Annotated in this window: 15 protein-coding genes; 13 read left to right on the forward strand and 2 right to left on the reverse strand. The window is 68.1% G+C overall.

All coding sequences use genetic code 11. The features are described from left to right. Positions 1-28: 28 nt before the first annotated feature. Positions 29-871 carry an archaetidylserine decarboxylase gene (gene asd / locus AC5P7I_RS12250; RefSeq protein WP_075076287.1) on the reverse strand — a complete coding sequence of 281 codons (843 nt, stop codon included), beginning with the start codon at positions 869-871 and terminating at the stop codon, positions 29-31. Beyond that, entirely contained in the window at positions 868-1,518 is a 651-nt protein-coding gene (locus AC5P7I_RS12255; RefSeq protein ID WP_014647895.1) for an SCO family protein, read from the reverse strand. Before AC5P7I_RS12255 ends, asd begins: the two co-directional genes overlap by 4 nt. Positions 1,519-1,641: 123 nt before the next feature. Here AC5P7I_RS12255 and prmB point away from each other — a divergent pair, with 123 nt between their 5' ends. The 13 genes from prmB (at position 1,642) to AC5P7I_RS12320 (ending at position 20,012) form a co-directional block, all read left to right on the forward strand. Continuing rightward, positions 1,642-2,571, forward strand: a complete 930-nt coding sequence (gene prmB / locus AC5P7I_RS12260; protein WP_014647894.1) for a 50S ribosomal protein L3 N(5)-glutamine methyltransferase — start codon at positions 1,642-1,644, stop codon at positions 2,569-2,571. Beyond that, on the forward strand, positions 2,568-3,671 hold the full coding sequence (gene aroC / locus AC5P7I_RS12265) for a chorismate synthase (RefSeq protein ID WP_014647893.1): 1,104 nt from the start codon (positions 2,568-2,570) through the stop codon (positions 3,669-3,671). The genes prmB and aroC overlap by 4 nt, the downstream gene beginning before the upstream one ends. After that, positions 3,664-4,701 carry a 2-hydroxyacid dehydrogenase gene (locus tag AC5P7I_RS12270; protein ID WP_262088019.1) on the forward strand — a complete coding sequence of 346 codons (1,038 nt, stop codon included), beginning with the start codon at positions 3,664-3,666 and terminating at the stop codon, positions 4,699-4,701. Before aroC ends, AC5P7I_RS12270 begins: the two co-directional genes overlap by 8 nt. A gap of 90 nt (positions 4,702-4,791) precedes the next feature. Then, entirely contained in the window at positions 4,792-5,820 is a 1,029-nt protein-coding gene (locus AC5P7I_RS12275) for an aspartate-semialdehyde dehydrogenase (RefSeq protein WP_014647891.1), read from the forward strand. Positions 5,821-5,965: 145 nt separating this feature from the next. Then, positions 5,966-7,978, forward strand: coding sequence for a FimV/HubP family polar landmark protein (locus AC5P7I_RS12280; protein WP_164077424.1), 2,013 nt, complete (start codon positions 5,966-5,968; stop codon positions 7,976-7,978). 26 nt (positions 7,979-8,004) lie between these two features. Further along, complete coding sequence (locus tag AC5P7I_RS12285) at positions 8,005-8,367, forward strand: VOC family protein (protein WP_014647889.1); 363 nt, start codon at positions 8,005-8,007, stop codon at positions 8,365-8,367. Between the two features lie 32 nt (positions 8,368-8,399). Next, positions 8,400-9,170 (forward strand): tRNA pseudouridine(38-40) synthase TruA, encoded by a 771-nt coding sequence (truA, locus tag AC5P7I_RS12290; protein WP_014647888.1) that lies wholly within the window; start codon positions 8,400-8,402, stop codon positions 9,168-9,170. Beyond that, on the forward strand, positions 9,167-9,823 hold the full coding sequence (locus tag AC5P7I_RS12295) for a phosphoribosylanthranilate isomerase (RefSeq protein ID WP_014647887.1): 657 nt from the start codon (positions 9,167-9,169) through the stop codon (positions 9,821-9,823). The genes truA and AC5P7I_RS12295 overlap by 4 nt, the downstream gene beginning before the upstream one ends. 168 nt (positions 9,824-9,991) lie before the next feature. Continuing rightward, a complete protein-coding gene (locus tag AC5P7I_RS12300) occupies positions 9,992-10,666 on the forward strand; it encodes a DUF1449 family protein (RefSeq protein ID WP_164077423.1) in 675 nt (224 codons plus the stop codon). Beyond that, positions 10,663-12,681, forward strand: a complete 2,019-nt coding sequence (locus AC5P7I_RS12305; protein WP_014647885.1) for a hypothetical protein — start codon at positions 10,663-10,665, stop codon at positions 12,679-12,681. The genes AC5P7I_RS12300 and AC5P7I_RS12305 overlap by 4 nt, the downstream gene beginning before the upstream one ends. Before the next feature lie 85 nt (positions 12,682-12,766). Further along, positions 12,767-18,154, forward strand: a complete 5,388-nt coding sequence (locus AC5P7I_RS12310) for a DNA repair ATPase (RefSeq protein WP_262088018.1) — start codon at positions 12,767-12,769, stop codon at positions 18,152-18,154. A 2-nt stretch (positions 18,155-18,156) separates the two neighbouring features. Further along, a complete protein-coding gene (locus AC5P7I_RS12315; RefSeq protein ID WP_014647883.1) occupies positions 18,157-18,858 on the forward strand; it encodes a hypothetical protein in 702 nt (233 codons plus the stop codon). A gap of 44 nt (positions 18,859-18,902) precedes the next feature. Then, complete coding sequence (locus tag AC5P7I_RS12320; RefSeq protein ID WP_262088016.1) at positions 18,903-20,012, forward strand: toxic anion resistance protein; 1,110 nt, start codon at positions 18,903-18,905, stop codon at positions 20,010-20,012. Positions 20,013-20,057 lie beyond the last annotated feature (45 nt).

Raw genomic sequence — 20,057 nt, forward strand, 5'->3', positions numbered from 1 at the left:
CGACTTAATCCCCTCCGTCCCCTTTTTATCAGCGCAGCTTCGCCAGGGCCTGGCCCAGCTGTACCGGGCTTTCGGCGCCCAGCTGCGGGGCGAATTCGGCCACGCCCGGCGGCAGCAGCACGATCACGGTCGAGCCGTAGTTGAAGCGTGCCATCTCGGCGAAACGCTCCAGCCTGATGCCCTGGCCGCGGTAGTCCTTGCGGGTGATGCGGTCGCCGTAGTGCGGAATCTCCTCGCCGCTCCACACGGTTTCCACGCCGGACACCAGCAGTGCACCGACCATCACGCTGACCATCGGGCCGAAGCTGGTGTCGAAGTGGCAGACCAGGCGCTCGTTGCGGGCGAACAGGCGCGGTACGCCGTTCACTGCCGCCGGACCAACGCTGAACAGGCGCCCCGGCACGTGCACGGTCTCACGCAGGGTGCCGGTCCACGGCATGTGCACGCGGTGGTAATCGCGCGGCGACAGGTACACCGTGGCGTAGAGGCCATCGTTGTATGGCTTGGCGTCCTCGTCACTGCCCAGCAGTTCGGCAGCGGTGAATGACTGGCCCTTGGCCTGGAAAATGCGGCCGGCCTCGATCCTGCCGAGCTGGCTGATGCGGCCGTCGGCCGGCATCACCAGGCTGCGCGGATCGGCATCGGCCACGCGTGCGCCCGGCTTCAGCGCACGGGTGAAGAACTGGTTGAAGGTCGAATAGCTGCGCGGGTCCGGGTTGGCCGCTTCGTCCAGGTTGACGTTGAACTTGCGGGTGACCGTGTCGATCAGCCAGCGCGACACGCGCGGATCGTCCGAGTACGCCAGCGAACGCGCCATCGAGGACAGCAGGCGGTGGGGCAGGGCATACGTCAGGGCGGTGGTGAGGCTCATGGGGCGGTTTTCTCGGTCAGCTTCTGCAGGTCGCGGGCGATCGCCGGCGCGTTGAACGGGGGGCGTACCAGGCCGGCGAGGCGGCCCTGCGGGTCGAGCACGGCCAGGCTGGCCGAATGCTCGACGGTGTAATCCTCGGGGTTCTCGTCGAAATGCTTGCCCGGCACCTTCTGGAACACGAAGCCCAACGAGGTGGCGAAGCGCTCCAGCGAGGGAACGTCAGCGGTGGCGGCCAGGGTGTCCTTGTGGAAGCCGTGCACGTACTCGCCCAGGCGGGTGGCGCTGTCGCGGTCGGGGTCGACCGAGATGAACAGCACGCGTGGGCGCAGGCTGTCGGGCAGGGCTTCCCACTGGTTCTGCGCGCCGGCCAGCGCGGCCAGCGTGGTCGGGCAGACGTCCGGGCAGAAGGTGAAGCCCAGGAACACCAGGGTCCAGTGGCCCTTCAGTTCGCCCGGGATCAGGCGGGTGCCGTCGGACTGGGCCAGGTTGAAGTCAGGCAGTTCGCGCGGCTGCGGGTACAGCGTGATCGCTTCGGTGGCCGGGGCATTGGCCGGCGGCTTCGGCGCGAACACCTGCTGGGCGGCCAGCAGGCCGAGACCCGCCGCCAGGGCGATCAGCAGGATGATGCCGGCGTTGCGATTGAACATGGGGGCTCCCGCGCGAAGTGGGCCCCATCATACCGGCTGTGGCCCGAATCGTTTCCGCCGCAACGGATGCCGCCACGGGCGCCAGCCCCTATAATCGGGGGCCACTTTGCCCGCAGTACCGCCATGACCGCTGAAACGGCCGCCGAACTCCACACGATCATCGATCTGATCCGCTACGGCACCAGCCGTTTCAACGAAGCCGGGCTGACCTTCGGGCACAGCTACGACAACGCGCTGGACGAGGCCACCCAGCTGGTGCTGCACAGCCTGCACCTGCCGCACGACCTCGGCCCGGCCTACGGCCAGGCGCGCCTGCTGCAGGCCGAAAAGCTGCGCGTGCTGGAGCTGTTCCAGCGCCGCATCGATGAACGCATCCCGGCCGCCTACCTGACCGGTGAGGCCTGGTTTGCAGGATTGAGCTTCAAGAGCGACAAGCGCGCCCTGGTACCGCGCTCGCCGATCGCCGAACTGATCGAATGCGGCTTCGAGCCGTGGCTGGCCGGCCGCGACGTGTACCGTGCACTGGATCTGTGCACCGGTTCGGGCTGCATCGCCATCGCCATGGGCCACTACTACCCGAACTGGCAGGTGGACGGCGTCGACCTGAGCGACGATGCACTGTCGCTGGCCGAAGAAAACAAGGAGCGCCTGCAGGCGCACAACGTCACCCTGATCAAGTCGGACCTGTTCAACGGCCTGTCCGGCCGCCACTACGACCTGATCGTCACCAATCCGCCATACGTCACCAACGACGAGACCGATGCCCTGCCGCAGGAATACTCCTACGAGCCGGAGATGGGCCTGCGTGCCGGCGACGACGGCCTGGACCTGGTGCTGAAGATCCTGCGCGATGCCCCGCTGCACCTGAGCGAGGACGGCCTGCTGATCTGTGAAGTGGGCGAGTCCGAGCAGCATCTGGTCAAGCTGCTGCCGGAAGTCGATTTCGCCTGGATCGAATTCAAGGTCGGCCAGATGGGTATCTTCGCGGTTGAATGCCGCGAGCTGATCGCCCACAGCGCACGCATCACCGAACTGGCGGCGCAGCGCCCGTGAGCTCCAATTCGTTCGGCAAGCTGTTCACCGTCACCACGTTCGGCGAGTCGCACGGGCCGGCCATCGGCTGCGTGATCGATGGCTGCCCGCCGGGGCTGGCGCTGGACGCGGCCGAATTCGCCCACGACCTGCAGCGCCGCGCCACCGGCAAGAGCCGGCATACTTCGGCGCGGCGCGAGGCCGACGAGGTCGAGATCCTGTCCGGCGTGTACGAGGGCCTGACCACCGGCACCCCGATCGCGCTGCTGATCCGCAACACCGACCAGCGCAGCAAGGATTACGCCAACATCGGCCAGCAGTTCCGGCCGGGCCATGCCGACTACAGCTACTGGCACAAGTACGGCATCCGCGACCCGCGCGGTGGCGGCCGTTCCTCGGCACGCGAGACCACCATGCGCGTGGCCGCTGGCGTGGTCGCCAAGAAGTGGCTGGCCGAGCGCTTCGGCGTCACCGTGCGTGGCTACCTGTCGCAGCTGGGCGACATCACCCCGGCCGGTTTCGACTGGTCGGCGGTGGAAGACAACCCGTTCTTCTGGCCGCACGCTGCACAGGTGCCCGAACTGGAGGCGTACATGGACGCGCTGCGCAAGTCCGGAGATTCGGTCGGCGCGCGCGTGGACGTGGTCGCCGACAATGTGCCGCCGGGCTGGGGTGAGCCGATCTACGGCAAACTCGACGGTGAACTGGCTGCCGCGCTGATGAGCATCAACGCGGTGAAGGGCGTGGAGATCGGCGACGGTTTCGCCAGCGCCGCGCAGAAGGGCACCGAACACCGCGACCTGCTGACCCCGCAGGGCTTCGCCAGCAATCACGCGGGTGGCATCCTCGGTGGCATTTCCACCGGCCAGCCGGTGGTCGCCTCGATCGCGTTGAAGCCGACCTCCAGCCTGCGCCTGCCGGGCCCGTCGCTGGATACGTCCGGCAACGTGGTCGAGGTGGTCACCACCGGCCGCCACGACCCCTGCGTCGGCATCCGCGCCACCCCGATCGCCGAGGCGATGGTAGCGATGGTGCTGATGGACCAGGCGCTGCGCCACCGCGCGCAGTGCGGCGATGTGGGCACGATCACCCCGCGCATTCCCGGGCAGATCGATGGCTGACACGCGGCCGACCGTGTGGGTGAGCCAGCCGCTGATCGACGCGGCCATCGCGCCGCTGCGCGATCGCGTGCAGCTGCGCAGCACCGACACCGTCACCGCCTGGGCGCCGGACCAGATCGCCGGACAACTGGCCAGCGCCGACGGCGCGATCATCACGCTCAACGAGCGCATCGGTGCGGCCCAGGTGGCCGGCGCCGCTCAGCTGCAGGTGATCGCCAATGTCGGGGTGGGCTACAACAACCTGGACGTCGACGCGCTCAGCGCGGCCGGCATCCTGGCCAGCAACACACCGGACGTCCTGACCGAAACCACCGCCGATCTCGGTTTCGCCCTGCTGATGGCCACCGCGCGCCGCATCACCGAGTCCGAGCGCTGGCTGCGCGAAGGGCAGTGGCAGCAGTGGTCGTTCCAGACCATGCTCGGTGCCGATATCCATGGCAGCACGCTGGGCATCCTTGGCATGGGCCGCATCGGCCAGGGCATCGCCCGTCGCGGCGCGCACGGTTTCGGCATGAAGGTGCTGTACCACAACCGTTCGCAGCTGCCGGCGGCGACCGAGGCGGAAGTGGGCGCGACCTATGTGGACCTGGATACGCTGCTGGCACAGTCCGACCACCTGCTGCTGGTGCTGCCGTACACGCCGGCCTCGCATCATCTGATCGATGCCGCCGCACTGGCGAAGATGAATCCGTCGGCGACGCTGGTGAATATCGCCCGTGGTGGCCTGGTCGATGAGATCGCGCTGGCCGATGCGCTGGCCAACGGTCGCCTGGCTGCGGCGGGTCTGGATGTGTACGAAGGCGAGCCAACGGTACGCCCGGAACTGCTGGCGCTGCGCAACGTCGTGCTCACTCCGCATATCGGCAGCGCCTCGCTGGCCACGCGCACGGCGATGGTACAGCTGGCCGTGGATAATCTGCTTGCCGGGCTCGGCCTGGACGGCGGCCCGTCGCGGATGCCGAGCGCGATCAACGCTGACGCGGCGATGGCCGCGCGCGTGACGCTGGGCAAAAAAACCGGGAAACGATAGGGAACCTCCGCGCGCCCCGCTTGAGGAGGTTCCCCGAACCCAGCTGTCGTGCGTGTTTTTCCCCATTCCCGTTTTCGTGAGAGTTCCCCCATGAGCAATGCACAGCGCAGTTTCCACGTCGCCGTCGTCGGTGCCACCGGCGCCGTCGGCGAGACCATGTTGTCGATCCTGGCCGAGCGTGATTTCCCGGTCGGTACCCTGAGCGTCCTGGCCTCCGAGCGTTCGGCCGGTGGCGAGATCGAGTTCAACGGCCAGAAGGTCACGGTCCAGGACCTGGCCACCTTCGATCCGGCCGGCGTCGAGATCGCGCTGTTCTCGGCCGGTGGCAGCGTGTCCAAGGAATACGCACCGAAGTTCGCCGCCGCAGGTGCGGTGGTGATCGACAACTCCTCGGCCTTCCGTTACGACGATGACGTGCCGCTGGTGGTGTCCGAAGTCAACCCGGAACAGGTCGCCAACCGTCCGCGCGGCATCATCGCCAATCCGAACTGCTCGACCATGCAGATGCTGGTGGCGCTGGCGCCGCTGCACCGCAAGTACGGCATCGAGCGCATCAACGTCTCCACCTACCAGTCGGTGTCCGGCGGTGGTCGTTCGGCCACCGAGGAGCTGGGCAAGCAGACCGGCCAGCTGCTGAGCTTCCAGGAGATCGATCCGCAGCGCTTCCCGGTGCAGATCGCCTTCAACCTGATCCCGCACATCGACGACTTCCAGGACAACGGCTTCACCAAGGAAGAAATGAAGCTGATCTGGGAGACCCGCAAGATCCTCGGCGACGACAGCATCCTGGTGAACCCGACCGCAGTGCGCGTGCCGGTGTTCTACGGCCATTCCGAGTCGGTGGCGATCGAAACCCGCGACAAGGTCACCGTGGCCGAAGCACGTGCGCTGCTGGAGCAGTCGCCGGGCATCGAAGTGGTGGACCGTCACGAGGCCGGTGGCTACCCGACCCCGGTCACCCACGCCTCGGGCACCGACGCGGTGTACGTCGGCCGCATCCGTGAGGACCTGTCGCACCCGCGCGGCCTGAACCTGTGGATCGTATCGGACAACGTGCGCAAGGGCGCCGCCCTGAATGCCGTGCAGCTGGCCGAGCTGGTCGCCGCCGAGCAGCGCTGATCACAGCGGTTGCCTCACCGGTAGTGCCGGCCGCTGGCCGGCATTGCCGTGATGGCACGTGCGTGTCTGCCGGCCAGCGGCCGGCACTACCGAAGGTTCCCATCGGTGGGTGCGGACCGCGGTCCGCACGCTTTATAGTGTCGCCATGAATAAACGGGCCAGGGGCGCAAAGCGCCCCCTCCTCTATCTTTCCACCGCGCTGCTGGCCCTGGCCAGCAGTTCGGCGCTTGCCCTGGGCTTGGGCGACATCCGTGTCCTGTCCAAGCCGGGCCAGCCCCTGCTGGCCGAAATCCCGGTGGTCTCGGCCGATCCGTCCGAGCTGGAGAACCTGCGTGTCGCGTTGGCCTCACCGGTCACCTTCGAGCGCGTCGGCCTGCAGCGGCCGACCGGGCTGGTGGGCGAACTGCAGTTCGAACTGACCCGCAATGCGCAGGGCAGGGCAGTGGTGCGGGTGACCTCGCAGACGCCGGTCGAGACCCCGTCGCTGAGCTTCCTGATCGAGGCGGACTGGGGCCAGGGCCGCCTGGTGCGCGAGTACTCGGCGCTGGTCGATGCACCGTCCAGCGCACTGGCCGTGGCCGAGCCGGAAATCGTTGCACCCGCAGGTACGCTCTCCAACACCATCGCCCGTGAGGCCGCCCCGGCGCCCGCCGCCGCGGAGAGCGTGAGCGCGCCTGCGCCGTCCACCGCCACCACGCCGGCACCCGCACCGGCTCGCCCGCGTGCAGTGGCTGCACCCGCTGCCGCACCGGCAGCCGATGGCAGCGTTACCGTCCAGCGTGGGCAGACCTTGTCGCAGATCGCCAGCGTGGTGGCCCGCGGCAACCAGGTCAGCCGCGACCGCGTAATGATTGCGCTGCTGCGGGCCAACCCGGAGGCCTTCATCCGTGGCAACGTCAACCTGCTCAGGCAGGGCGCCGTGCTGCGCATGCCCGGCAGCGATGCACTGGCGGCGGTCGATGCCGCCGAGGCCGCCGCGCTGGTGCGCGAGCATGCCGCACAGTGGCGTCAGGCGCGCACCGTGCCGCAACCGGCGGGTACTGTCGCCCCGGTCGCCACGGCGGGAACCACGAACGCTTCTTCCCCGGCTGCGGCCACTGGGGCACGACTTGAAATCGCTCCGGCGCTGGCCTCCGACGCCGCGCACGCGGGCACAACCACCGGCACTGCAGCCGGCAGCGAGGGTGACATGCTGGGCAACGAACAACTGCGCCAGGCACGCGAGGACATCGCGACCCGCGATGCCGAGATCGGCGAGCTGAAGCAGCGGGTGGCCGACCTGGAAAAACTCAAGGAACAGCAGCAGTCGCTGATCGCGATGAAGGACAACGACCTGGCCGCGGCGCAGCAGCGCCTGGCGCAGGCACCGGATGCCCGCGATGCGGCAACGCCGTGGTACTGGCTGGGTCTGCCGGTGCTGTTGCTGGCGGCCGGCGCGGCCTGGCTGCTGCGTCGTCGCAAGCCGTCGCCACTGCCGCCGCTGCGCGAGGAAGGCGACGCCGCCGGCCTGGCCGCTGCGGTACCGGCCGGCGCGGCGCTGGATACGCTGGCCGAGCAGTCTTCGTGGTCGACGGCGGTGTCCGACAGTGGCCGCCAGGAACCGGCGATGCCTGCCTGGGCGACCGAAGCCGAGGTGCAGGATGACGTGGCTGCCGAAGCGGTCGCCGACGTCGCCGCCCAGACTGACTGGCAGGCGCAGACGCTGCGCGATGACGAAGTGGTGGAGCTGCCCGGGGCCGTGACCGACCTGCCGCGCTGGGACGAGCCGGTGGCCATGCAGGACACCCCCGTGCAGGATGAGCCGCCCGCGCAAGCCGTCCCTGACGAGATCGCAGTACCGGACTACGCGCTGCACGCCGAACAGCAGCCGCAGTTCCGCGGCGTGTTCGACCTGCCGGCCGAGCATCATGACGGCGGGGATTCGAGCGCGGCGCCGCACGACGCGCTGGCCGCGGCCGCGCATGAAGACGGTACTGCCGCGCCGGCCAGCGATGCCGGCTGGGCGCCGCGCGCCGGGCAGGAACGCCTGGAACTGGCCATCGCCTACCTCGACCTGGGCGATGCGCAGACCGCACGGACGTTGCTGCTGGAAGTGGCCGAGGGCGGCGACCTGCACTGCCAGGCCCAGGCTCGCGAACTGCTGGCCCGCCTGCCGTGACCGAACCCGCCGACAAGGACCGTGCCATGAGCCGCGAGCGCCGTATCGACTACGTTGAATTCGCCTCCAGTGACCCGGCCGACAGCCGCGCCTTCTTCGAAAAGGTGTTCGGGTGGTCGTTCGTCGACTATGGCAGCGACTACACCGCCTTCGACGATGGCCGCCTGCAGGGCGGCTTCTTCCGCGGCCAGCCGCAACGGGCCAGTGACAGCGGCGCGCCGCTGCTGGTGCTGTATGCCGACCAGCTGGCGCCCATCGAGGCGGCGGTGCGCGACGCTGGCGGTGAGATCGTACGGCCGGTGTTTTCTTTCCCCGGTGGCAGCCGCTTCCAGTTCGTCGAGCCCGGTGGCAACGAACTGGCGGTCTGGTCCGAACGCGATCCGGCCTGAGCGCCGCCCCTCCCGCAACATCGAGGTAGCACATGCGTTACGCGCTTGGCGTCGAGTACGACGGCAGCGATTTCAGGGGCTGGCAGAACCTGGGCGAGGGTGGTCCCAGCGTGCAGGCCAGCCTTGAGCAGGCCCTGTCGTCGGTGGCCGATGCGCCGCTGCAGGTGGTCTGTGCCGGTCGCACCGATGCCGGCGTGCACGGCCAGTGCCAGGTCGTGCATTTCGACACCGACGTGGTGCGCGATCCGCGCGCCTGGATGCTGGGCACCACCACCCGCCTGCCGCGCTCGATCGCGGTGCGCTGGTGCGTGCCCGTGGCCGATGATTTCCACGCCCGCTTCTCGGCGCGGGCACGCCGTTACCGTTATCGCCTGCTCAACCGCGAAGTGCGGCCGGCGCTGCAGCGGCAGACCCTCAGCTGGGAGCGCCGTGCGCTGGACGCGGGCCTGATGCATGCCGCCGGCCAGGCCCTGCTAGGCGAGAACGACTTCAGCGCGTTCCGCTCGGTGCAGTGCCAGGCGCTGCATGCACGGCGTGAACTGCAGTCACTGCAGGTCAGCCGCCAGGGCGAGGTGATCGAGGTCGCCGTGCAGGGCAATGCATTCCTTCATCACATGGTCCGCAATATCGTCGGATCGCTGATCCTGGTGGGCAGTGGCGAGAAGCCGGTGGAATGGATCGCCGAACTGCTGGCCGGGCGCGATCGCACCGTAGCCGGTCCCACCGCACCGCCGCAGGGCCTGGTGTTCCTTGGGCCCCTGTACCCCGACAACTGGCATCTGCCCGCCGAGGTCACGCTATGAGCCGCTCCTACTACCGCACGCGCATCAAGTTCTGTGGCATGACCCGGGCCGGCGACGTCCGCCTGGCCGGTGAGCTGGGCGTGGACGCGGTGGGTTTCATCTTCGCCCGTGAAAGCAGCCGCCGGGTCGCTCCAGCCGAGGCACGCGCGATGCGCCAGGCGATCGCGCCGATGGTCGACGTGGTGGCGCTGTTCCGCAACAACAGCAAGGAAGAAGTGCGCGAGGTGCTGCGCACGGTACGACCGACCCTGCTGCAGTTCCACGGCGAGGAAGACGAGAGCTTCTGCCGCAGCTTCAACATGCCGTACCTGAAGGCGATTGCCATGGGCGGCCGTGAAGAGATCAACGCCCGCACCCTGCAGCTGCGCTATCCCAGCGCCGCCGGCTTCCTGTTCGACAGCCACGCGCCGGGCGGCGGTGGCGGCACCGGCGTGGCCTTTGACTGGGGCCGGATCCCGACCGGCCTGCATCGCCCGTTCCTGCTGGCCGGCGGCCTGAACCCGGAAAACGTCTACGACGCGGTGCTGGGTACCCTGCCGTGGGGCGTGGATGTCTCCAGTGGCATCGAACTGGAGCCGGGCATCAAGGACGGCTACAAGATGCGCACCTTCGTCGAGGAAGTGCGCCGCGCCGATTGCACGGTTCTCGAGTGATTGGCGTCACTATTTGCCGTGATTTGGACCTGGATTTGAGCCTGCACGCATTCTTCACATAGGATGGTCCCAAGCGCGCCTGCCATGAGGGCTGGCGCGGGGATCGACGGGACGCGCGCGGCGCGCCCCGAACGGGCGGCCGCCGCCCACAGCCCAGGAAGGCAAGCGATGCAGGAGTTTCTCACCGTCGTACTCGGTTACCCGACGCTGCCGTACAGCATTCTGCTGTTGGTGTCGGTGATGTATTGGGCGGTTGCGGCGTTCGGCCTGGTCGATGACGGTTTTGGCAATCTCGGCGCCGATGGCGCGATCGAGGCGGGGACCGACCTCAGTGGCCTGTCGGCCATGCTGGCGCGCTGGGGCCTGGGTGGCGTCCCGATCATGGTGGTGGTCACCCTGCTGAGCCTGTTCGGCTGGCTCATCACCTATTTCATCCATCTGTTCGTACTGCTGCCGCTGCCGGACCTGCTGCGCTGGGGCCTGGGTACGCTCGTGGCGGTGCTGGCACCGCTGCCAGCGGTACCGCTCATCGCGCTGATCCTGCGCCCGGTCCGGCGCTTCCTGCTGCGCCTGCGGCCGGTGCCGCAGGCATCGCTGCTCGGCCGGGCCGGCGTGGTCGCATCGCCGAAGGTGGACGCACGCAGCGGTCATGCCACGGTCGATGATGGCGGCGCCGGGCTGGTGCTGCAGATCCGCAGCGACATCGAACTGCAGCGTGGCGAGCGCATCGTGCTGGTCGAGCACATGGCCGAACAACACTATTACCGGGTGGTCCGCGCCGATGCGATCGCCCTCGATTTCCAGGACAACCTGCTTCCGGGCAACAAGGAGACTCATCAATGACGTTGGCATCCCTCTTACCGTTCCTGGCCGTCGCCGGCGGCCTGCTCGTCCTGCTGCTGGGCGTGGCCGGGCTGTTCAAGGCCTTCTACCGCAAGGTCGACCAGGGCGTGGCCCTGATCGTCAACGACATGAGCTCCACGCCCAAGGTGCACTTCACCGGTGCGCTGATCATCCCGGTGCTGTACCGCGCCGAGCTGATGCGGATCAGCCTGATCACCCTGCAGATCGACCGCCGTGGCAAGGAAGGCCTGATCTGCCGCGACAACATGCGTGCCGACATCGCCGTGGCCTTCTACCTGCGGGTGAACGAGACCCAGGCCGACGTGCTGCGCGTGGCCAAGGCCATCGGTGCCGACCGTGCGTCGGACAAGCATGCCGTCGATGAGCTGTTCAACGCCAAGTTCTCCGAAGCGTTGAAGACGGTCGGCAAGAAGTTCGACTTCACCGAACTGTTCGAGAAGCGCCAGGAGTTCCGCGACGAGATCATCGCGGTGATCGGCAACGACCTCAACGGCTATGTGCTGGAAGACGTGGCGATCGATTACCTGGAGCAGACCCCGAAGGCGCTGCTGGACCAGTTCAACATCCTTGACGCGCAGGGTATCCGCAAGATCACCGAGCTGACCGCCGCGCAGAACGTGGTGACCAACGAGCTGGAGCAGAACGAGAAGCTCGCCATCACCAAGAAGAACGTGGAAGCGCGTGAAGCGCTGCTGGCGCTGGAACGCCAGCAGGCCGAAGCCGAAGCACGCCAGAAGCGCGAGATCGAGACCATCCGCGCGCGCGAGGAGGCCGAGACCGCCAAGGTGCAGGAAGAGCAGCGCCAGCTGTCCGAGAACGCCCGCATCGAAGCACAGCAGCTGATCGAGATCCGCGACCAGAACCGCCTGCGCGAAGTGGAAGTGGCCGAGCAGAACCGCCAGCGCGCCGTGGCCATCGAGGCCGAGCGCGTGGAGCGCGCACGCCAGCTTGAGCAGGTCACCACCGACCGCGAAGTGCAGCTGCAGGGCGTGGAGCGCGACAAGGTGGTCGAGCAGGGCAAGATGGACGTGGCCAACATCACCCGCGAACGCATCTCCATCGACAAGACCGTGGCGCAGGAGGAAGAGCGCATCAAGGAAGTGCGCGAGGTCTCCGAGGCCGACCGCCAGAAGCAGGTGCTGATCCTGGAAGCCGAGGCCAAGGCACAGGAATCGCTGGTGCGCGAGGTAAAGGAAGCGCAGGCACGCGAGACCGCTTCCAAGCATCGCGCAGTGGAACTGACCACGCTGGCCCAGGCCGAACACGAAGCAGCCGGCAAGCAGGCCGAAGCCAAGCGCCTGCTGGCCGACGCGCTGCGCGCCGAGCAGGCCGCACCGGGCCTGGCCGAAGCGCAGGTGCGTGAAGCTTCGGCACTGGCCATCGAGAAGGTCGGCATCGCCGAGGCCCGCGTGATCGAAGCCAAGGCCGAAGCCAGCCTGAAGCAGGGCAGCAACGAAGCCCGCGTGCTGGCCGAGACCCTGCAGGCGCAGGCGCAGGGTGAGGAGAAGATGGGCCTGGCCCGTGCCACCGCCACCGAATCGCTGGGCAACGCCGAAGCCGGCGTGGTGCAGAAGAAGCTGCTGGCCGAAGCCGAAGGCCTGGTGCGCAAGTTCGAAGCGATCGCTTCGCTGAGCGACCAGGCACGTGGCCACGAAGAGTTCCGCATGATGCTGGACAACAGCCTGAAGCAGGCGCTGGCCTCGATCGAAGCCGGCAAGGAAGTCTCGCGCGAGAACGCCAACGTCATCGCCAGCGCGTTGCGCAACGCCGATATCGACCTGGTCGGTGGCGACGGCGGCATGTTCGAGAACCTGGTCAAGGCGGTGTCGCTGGGCAAGTCGATCGAAGGCTTTGCCGGCAAGAGCCCGATCGTGCAGGAGCTGATGCAGCGCTACCTGGGCGTGGCCGTGGCCGAACCGGCGCCGCGCCAGATCGCCGAGGATGCCGAAGCGGTGCCGACCGTGTCGGCCACCGTGGTCGACAGCGCCCGTTGATGCATCGGGCGATGGCTGCTGCGGCCATCGCCCGCCCGCGCCGGCCGCAACCGCGGCCGTCCGCCCGTGAGCCGGAAGCCTGCTGATGTCTGATACCCATCCGTCCGCCGAATCCACTGCACCGGAGGCCGGCGGCACTACCGTCGACCAGGCCGTTGCCCAGGGCGGTGCCTATGAAGTCCTGCGCCGCCGCCTGGCCGAGCAGGGCCAGCGCCTGCAGGGCCTGGCCGAAACGCTCAACCGCCAGCGCCTGGCCGAGTTCGGCGACAGCCGCCTGGAGGTAGTCGGGCGCTTCCGCATCCGCAGCGAAAACAACTGCGTCGGCCGTGACATCGTGCAGGTCGGGCCGGACCGCCTGCTGTTCGGCTACAACGTGTTCATCGGGCTGAAGACCCAGACCCGCATCGAGGACGTGTTCGGCCTGTACCGGCTGGTGCAGGGCAGCGACGGCTACGACGTGGCGGCGCTGGAGCTGAAGGGCAGCTTCCTCGACCAGCCCGGCTTCGTGCACGACTTCAACGAACTGTACGCCTACTACAAGCACGCGCGCCTGCTGCAGCTGATCGTGGTGGGCGACAAGCTGCTGGCGTCGTTCCAGATCGGTGAGCGCAGCAGCGACGTGCGCGTGTTCCGCTGGGCGCTGTCGCGCGATGGCGAACTGACCTATCTGGATGCGCGCGGTGAGCGCGATATCGCACTGCCGCCGCCGTTCGACTTCGAATGGACCCGGGCGACCCGCGACCTGGCGGTCAATGGCCGCCATTCGCACCTGAACATCCTCGATACCCTGTTCGTGGAGACCACCGGCGGCGACCTCACGATCAAGGTCGAGAACAACACCGAGACCGGGCAGGGCATCTACAGCGAACCGGTGGAGGACAGCACGCAGTCGCTGGACGACGCCCAGTTCGAGTTCGCCCGGGTCGGCTCGCTGGTGCTGCTGAAAGTGCTGCCGTACCGCGAGACGGAGTGGCGCGGGCTGATCTACAACACGCTGACCGGCGGCATCGTGCGCAACGATGCGATCGTGCAGGCCTGCGTGCAGCTGCCCGAAGACCACGGCGTGATCTTCCCGGGTGGCTATTACCTGCAGGGCGGCGAGCACAAGGCGTTCGACGCCTCGATGGCCGGCATGCAGTTCAAGCGCAGCATCCGTTCGCCCAACGGCGAGGACGTGCTGTACATCTTCTACGAGCGCGAAGGCGGGCGCTCGGCGCTGTTCGTCTACAACACCATCCAGCGCGTGCTGCAGAACCCGGTGTTCGGCCATGGCTACGCCTTGATGCAGGACGGGCGCATGGTGCTGTTCCATGCCGAAGGCAGCGAACCGACCCGCATCCATCCGATGCAGGTCTGGCAGACCCCGTTCAGCAGTGACGAGTTTGCTGCAAGCCGGCCACCCGGCAACACCTTCATGGGACGCATCGGCAACGCCGAACTGGTGCGGGGCATCTCCAACCTGTTCAACCTGGCGCGCGAGATCGATGGCCAGGACGTGTCGGTGCAGCGCTACCAGCGCCTGGTGGCCGACACCCGGCGCCTGTTCGATGCCCACCACTGGCTGGGCGACGCGGCCTGCGATGGCGCCGAGGCGCTGCTGCGGCAGATCAGCGCCACCGGCGAATCGGTGCTGGACGAGTACGAGAAGGTGCAGTCGATCCGCCAGCAGTCGGCGCAGGCGATGGTCGAGGCAGAGGCCGCGCACAAGGCGCTGCTGGGCCGGCTGCAGCCGCAGAACTGGAACGAGGTGCAGGCCTTCGTCGAGGCCCTCAATGCGATCACCGCATTGCGTGGACGGCTGCTGACCATCCGCGAGCTGCGCTACATCGACACCGCGCGCATCGAGACGATGACGGCCGAGCTGGTGGAGGCGCAGGATCATGTCGGCGCCGCCACGGGTGACTTCCTCGCCGGCGATGCCGCGCTGGTGCCGCTGACCACGCGCCTGCAGGCGCTGGATGAAGCTGCGCAGCAGGCGCAGAGTGCCCGCCAGCTGGATGAGCAGCTGGAGGGGCTGCGCGGGATGGCGGCCGATCTGGATATGCTGTCTGAACTGATGGCCGGCCTGAAGGTGGACGATGCCACCGCCCGCACCCGCGTGGTCGAGTCCATTTCGGTGCTGTACGGCCGCCTCAACCAGGCCCGCGCGCGTGCCGATCAGCGCCGCAGGTCGCTCGGCTCAGCCGAGGCCGTGGCGCAGTTCGCCGCGCAGTTCGCGCTGTTCTCGCAGTCGATCACCAGCGCGCTGGCGCTGGCCACGGACCCGGAGCGTGCCGACGAGCAGCTGTCGCGCCTGCTGGTGCAGCTGGAGGAGCTGGAGAGCCAGTTCGGCGAACACGAGCAGTTCCTCGGCGACATCCTGAGCAAGCGCGAAGAGCTGGTTGAAGCCTTCGAAACGCACAAGCAGGCGCTGCTGGATGACCGCCAGCGCAAGGCACGTTCGGTGCTGGATGCGGCCAGCCGCATCCTCGATGGCCTGGCCAAGCGCACCGAGCGCTTCGCCACCGCCGATGAGCTCAATGCGTTCTTTGCCGGCGATCCGCTGATCCTCAAGCTGCGTGAGCTGGCCGAACGCCTGCGCGCGTTGCATGACAACGTCAAGGCCGACGACATCGAAGCGCGCCTGAAGGGCGTGCGTGACCAGGCGGTGCGCCAGCTGCGTGACCGCAGTGATCTGTACGAAGCGGGCGGCAACGTGGTGCGGCTGGGGCCGCGCCATCGCTTCAGCGTCAACACCCAGGCGCTGGACCTGACCCTGCTGCCGCGTGGTGACACGCTGGCGATCCATCTGACCGGCACCGACTTCCTGGAGACCCTGCACGATCCGGAGCTGGATGCGCTGAAGCCGTTCTGGCCGGTCACCCTGGACTCCGAATCACCTGCACTGTATCGCGGCGAGTATCTTGCCGGCAGCCTGTTGATGGCCGCGCAGGAGGGGAGCGACGGGCTTGACCTGGCCACGCTGCAGCACGACGTCGCCACGCCCGAAGCACTGGACCAGCGCGTGCGTGCGTTTGCCGCACCGCGCTACCGCGAAGGCTACGAGCGCGGCATCCATGACCATGATGCCGCGCTGATCCTGCGTGCGTTGCTGCCCTTGCAGCAGGCGGCCGGCAGCCTGCGGCATGCACCGCGGGTGCGTGCGCTGGCGGTGCTGTTCTGGGCTGCCGAGCAGCGGCGCGAAGCGGTGGCGCAATGGCCGGCCCGCCAGATGGGTGCTGAAGCGCTGGCACGCCTGCTGGGGTCCGACGAAGGGCGCCTGGCGTTGCGTGCGGAAATGGCCGAGGCACTGCTGGCGTATGCGCAATCCCACGCGTTGCCGTTCGATGCCGATGCCGCAGAGGCCGCGGCCGCTTATCTGGGCGAGGAACTGGCGGCCGGCGAACCGGTGTTCAGCAGCAGCCGCCATGCGGTAGCGCTGCTGGAGGCACTGGCTCGGCAGCTGGAACAGGCCGGGCAACGCGAGGCGGTCGAACGCGCCCTGCAGCGCAGCCAGGATCCGCTGGCCACGCGCTGGGCGCTGGCCGGTCAGTGGCTGCGGGCGCTGGCGCGGATGCCGGCGCATGCCCCGCATGCCGGCTACGTCGACGAGGCTGCAGCACTGCTGCTGGTGCAGCGCCAGCTGCGTACCCGTGCCAGCGACGCCGCGCTGCAGGCGGAGGTCAGTGGCCTGCTGGGTGAACACGCACGCATCAGCAACGGCACGCTGGTGGTATCGCTGGATGATTTCCTGGCGCGCCTGAAGCAGCACCTGCGTCATTTCGTGCCAGCGTTCCATGCCTACCAGGCGCTGCGCCAGGGCATCATCGGCCGCGAGCGCGAGACCTTGCGGCTTTCCGAGTTCAAGGCGCGGCCGCTGTCCTCGTTCGTACGCAACAAGCTGATCAATGATGTCTACCTGGGCGTGATCGGTGACAACCTGGCCAAGCAGATGGGCACGGTCGGCGAGAACAAGCGCAGCGACCTGATGGGCCTGCTGATGATGATTTCGCCGCCCGGCTACGGCAAGACCACGCTGATGGAATACGTGGCGCACCGCCTGGGCCTGGTCTTCATGAAGATCAACGGCCCGGCGCTGGGTCACGAGGTGCGGTCGCTGGACCCGGCCCAGGCACCGGACGCGACCTCGCGGCAGGAGCTGGAGAAGCTCAACCTGGCGCTGGAAATGGGCAACAACACCATGCTGTATGTGGACGACATCCAGCACACCCATCCGGAGTTCCTGCAGAAGTTCATCTCGCTGTGCGATGGCACCCGCCGTATCGAAGGTGTGTGGCGCGGTCGCACCCGCACCTACGACATGCGCGGCAAGAAATTCTGCGTGGTGATGGCCGGCAATCCGTACACCGAGTCTGGCGAGGTGTTCAAGATTCCGGACATGCTGGCCAACCGTGCCGACATCTACAACCTGGGTGATGTGCTCGGTGGCATGGAGGCGGCCTTTACCCTCAGCTACATCGAGAACAGCCTGACTTCCAACCCGGTGCTGGCGCCGCTGGCTACGCGCGACATGGCTGACCTGTACACGCTGGTCGACCGGGCGATGGGCAAGGAGGTCTCGACCAACGGCCTGAGCCACGCCTACAGCAGCGCGGAGATCAACGAAATCACCGCCACCCTGCAGCGCATGCTGCGCGTGCGCGACGTGGTCTACCGCGTCAACCAGCAGTACATCGCCAGTGCCGCGCAGGACGACCGCTACCGCACCGAGCCGCCGTTCCGGCTGCAGGGTAGCTACCGCAACATGAACAAGCTCGCCGAGAAGATCTCGCCGGTGATGAACGAGGATGAGCTGGAGCAGTTGATCTCCGACCACTACCTGGGCGAGGCACAGCTGCTGACCACCGGCGCCGAAGAAAACCTGTTGAAGCTGGCCGAGCTGCGCGGCGTGCTGGACGACACGCAGGCGCAACGCTGGACGCAGATCAAGCGCGACTTCCTGCGCAACAAGGCCATGGGGGCCGACGACAGCGATGTCGGTGGGCGCGTGGTCGCGCAGCTGGCCGACATCGCCACCGCCCTGCAGCTTCCACCGCCGGCGCCGGAAGCGATTGCCGTTGCCGACCCGGCACCGTGGCCGGCGTTGCTGGAGGCCCTGCATCGTCTTTCTGAAACACGTCCGGCCGCCGCGCCGGTGCCGGTCGCGGCAGCCGCCAGTGTGCCGACGACGGTCCTGGCCGACGACCTGCAGGCTGGCCTGGCACCGTTGGTGGAACTGTTGGCGGCATCGCAGGCGCAGCAGGCACAGGTGTCGCAGACCCTGGCCGCGTTCGCCGGCTGGGCGCGGCAGCAGGTCGAGCGTGGGGTGCCGAACAGTGCGGTGGCGCAGCGTGCGCGTGTGCGCCGTGCCACGACGCCGGAGGAGCGCGCGCTGGATGAGGCGCTGATGCGTCACTTCTACGGCGAGTCGTTGCCGCCGGACGACGGTGAGGAGATTCCAGCGACGACACCGAAGCCGCCGCCGCTGCCGTGACCATGCAGGCGCCACTGCCGCCACCGAGCTTGCCGGACACGGCCGATGTCGCCGCGCTGGCCGACTATGGTGCGCCGTTGCTGCAGGCGCTGGCGCGGCGCGAAACACCGTTGCCGCCGGGCGCGGGCGCAGGGCTGGTGGCCGCACTGGCACGCATCGCGCTGGCCCTGCAGGCCGATAACCCGGCGCAGATCCGGCAGCAGGCGGGCTGGTGGGGCCGCCTGCTGGGGCGCGATGTCGATCGCGAGGCGGAAGGACGTGCGCTGCAGTCGCAGCTGGGCGTGCTGGCCCTGCAGGCGCGCGAGCAGGCCCAGCAGCTGCAGCAGCAGCTGCAGCTGCGGGCCATGGCCATCGCCGGACATTCAGCGGCGGCCGCAGCGCTGGACGCCTGGGTCGAGCTGGCAGCGGTGCGGCTGGCGTCGCTGGATACCGCCGGCCAGGCCGCGCTGTCGCAACGGCTCGATCACCTGCGCCGGCTGGCCACGCTGCGCCGTCTCGAGGCCGGCCAGTGGCAGCTCCTGCAGGACCAGGACAACGTGCTGCTGCAACGCTTCGCGCGCATCCATGACGTCCTGTTGCCAGCCTGGCGGCAGGCCGCCGCGGCGGGCCAGGCCGCGGCCGGCGCCACATTGGCGGCGAAGGCCGCCACGCTGCACGCACAGATCGATGACGAGGTCGCGGCGGCTCAGGCTAGACTGCCTTGAGCCGGCCGCCGCTGCCGCTTACCCAACTGCAAGGAGACTGCCCGATGACCCAGGACAGCCAGACCCCCGGTGCCCTCGTGCCCGGCACGACTACCGCCGTTCCGCTCGATGAAGGCGCATTGCAGGCGCTTGGCCTGGTCCGCGAGGATCTGCCGCGCATCGCCGAGATCCGTCTGGAGCTGGAAGACCTGCGCCCGGGCAACCTGCAGGTCTTCGGTCGCGAAGCGGCCACGCGCACCGCAGCGTTTTCCAGCCAGTTGCTGGACCAGGTGCGCAATCGTGACCTCGATGCCAGCGGCGAGAAACTGGGCGAAGTGGTGCGCATCGCACGCAGCCTGAAGCTGGACGGCTTCGCGCAGCGGTCGAAGGTGCCGGTGATCGGTGGCCTGATCGACCGCCTGCGCGTATCCAAGGGCGAGCTGGTGCAGAAGTTAAGCGACACCAATGCGCAGATCGAGCAGCTGCTGGGTGATGTCGGTGTGCAGCAGGCGTTGATGGGCAAGCGCGTGGGCGAGTTCGACCGCATGCATGACATCGTCCGCGAAGAACGCCATGCGCTGGGCCTGTATGCTGCGGCCGGCAAGCAGCGCCTGGCCGAACTGCAGGCCGAGCAGCAGGCCGGGCAGGGCAGTGAGGATCCGCAGCAGCGCATCCGCCAGAGCGAAGTCGACAACGCGATCCGCCTCCTCGAAAAGCGCGTGTCCGACCTGCAGCTGATGCAGCATGCGGCCGACCAGTCGCTGCCGATGATCCGCCTGATCCAGGCCAACGCGCTGCAGCTGATCGAGAAGTTCAACACGGTGCGCGAGATCACCATCCCGTCGTGGAAGCGCCAGTTCGCCATCCAGCTTTCGCTGGGTGAGCAGAAGGCCGCGGTCGAGCTGTCCACCGCCATCGACGATGCCACCAACGAGCTGATGCGCCGCAACGCCGACCTGCTGCGCCAGGCCTCGGTGGATACCGCGCGCAGCAACCAGCGCGGCGTGATCGACGTGGCGACGCTGCGCCACGTGCACGACCAGTTGATCGCCACGGTCGAGGAAGTGCGCAGCATCCATCGCGAAGGAATGCAGCAGCGGCAGCAGGCCGAAGTCGAGCTGTCGCGCCTGCGCGAAGACCTGCAGCAGCGACTGGCCACCCCGACTGCCAGCTGAAAAAAGGGGACGGAGGGGATTAAGTCGTTTGTGCCACTTGCGACT

Source organism: Stenotrophomonas sp. YJH_SMC_138 (assembly GCF_059369855.1).

Coding starts and splice junctions, on each gene's coding strand:
- asd (WP_075076287.1), bottom strand. CDS start 871: ATGAGCCTCACCACCGCCCTGACGTATGCCCTGCCCCACCGCCTGCTG.
- AC5P7I_RS12255 (WP_014647895.1), bottom strand. CDS start 1,518: ATGTTCAATCGCAACGCCGGCATCATCCTGCTGATCGCCCTGGCGGCG.
- prmB (WP_014647894.1), top strand. CDS start 1,642: ATGACCGCTGAAACGGCCGCCGAACTCCACACGATCATCGATCTGATC.
- AC5P7I_RS12270 (WP_262088019.1), top strand. CDS start 3,664: ATGGCTGACACGCGGCCGACCGTGTGGGTGAGCCAGCCGCTGATCGAC.
- AC5P7I_RS12275 (WP_014647891.1), top strand. CDS start 4,792: ATGAGCAATGCACAGCGCAGTTTCCACGTCGCCGTCGTCGGTGCCACC.
- AC5P7I_RS12280 (WP_164077424.1), top strand. CDS start 5,966: ATGAATAAACGGGCCAGGGGCGCAAAGCGCCCCCTCCTCTATCTTTCC.
- AC5P7I_RS12285 (WP_014647889.1), top strand. CDS start 8,005: ATGAGCCGCGAGCGCCGTATCGACTACGTTGAATTCGCCTCCAGTGAC.
- truA (WP_014647888.1), top strand. CDS start 8,400: ATGCGTTACGCGCTTGGCGTCGAGTACGACGGCAGCGATTTCAGGGGC.
- AC5P7I_RS12295 (WP_014647887.1), top strand. CDS start 9,167: ATGAGCCGCTCCTACTACCGCACGCGCATCAAGTTCTGTGGCATGACC.
- AC5P7I_RS12300 (WP_164077423.1), top strand. CDS start 9,992: ATGCAGGAGTTTCTCACCGTCGTACTCGGTTACCCGACGCTGCCGTAC.
- AC5P7I_RS12305 (WP_014647885.1), top strand. CDS start 10,663: ATGACGTTGGCATCCCTCTTACCGTTCCTGGCCGTCGCCGGCGGCCTG.
- AC5P7I_RS12310 (WP_262088018.1), top strand. CDS start 12,767: ATGTCTGATACCCATCCGTCCGCCGAATCCACTGCACCGGAGGCCGGC.
- AC5P7I_RS12315 (WP_014647883.1), top strand. CDS start 18,157: ATGCAGGCGCCACTGCCGCCACCGAGCTTGCCGGACACGGCCGATGTC.
- AC5P7I_RS12320 (WP_262088016.1), top strand. CDS start 18,903: ATGACCCAGGACAGCCAGACCCCCGGTGCCCTCGTGCCCGGCACGACT.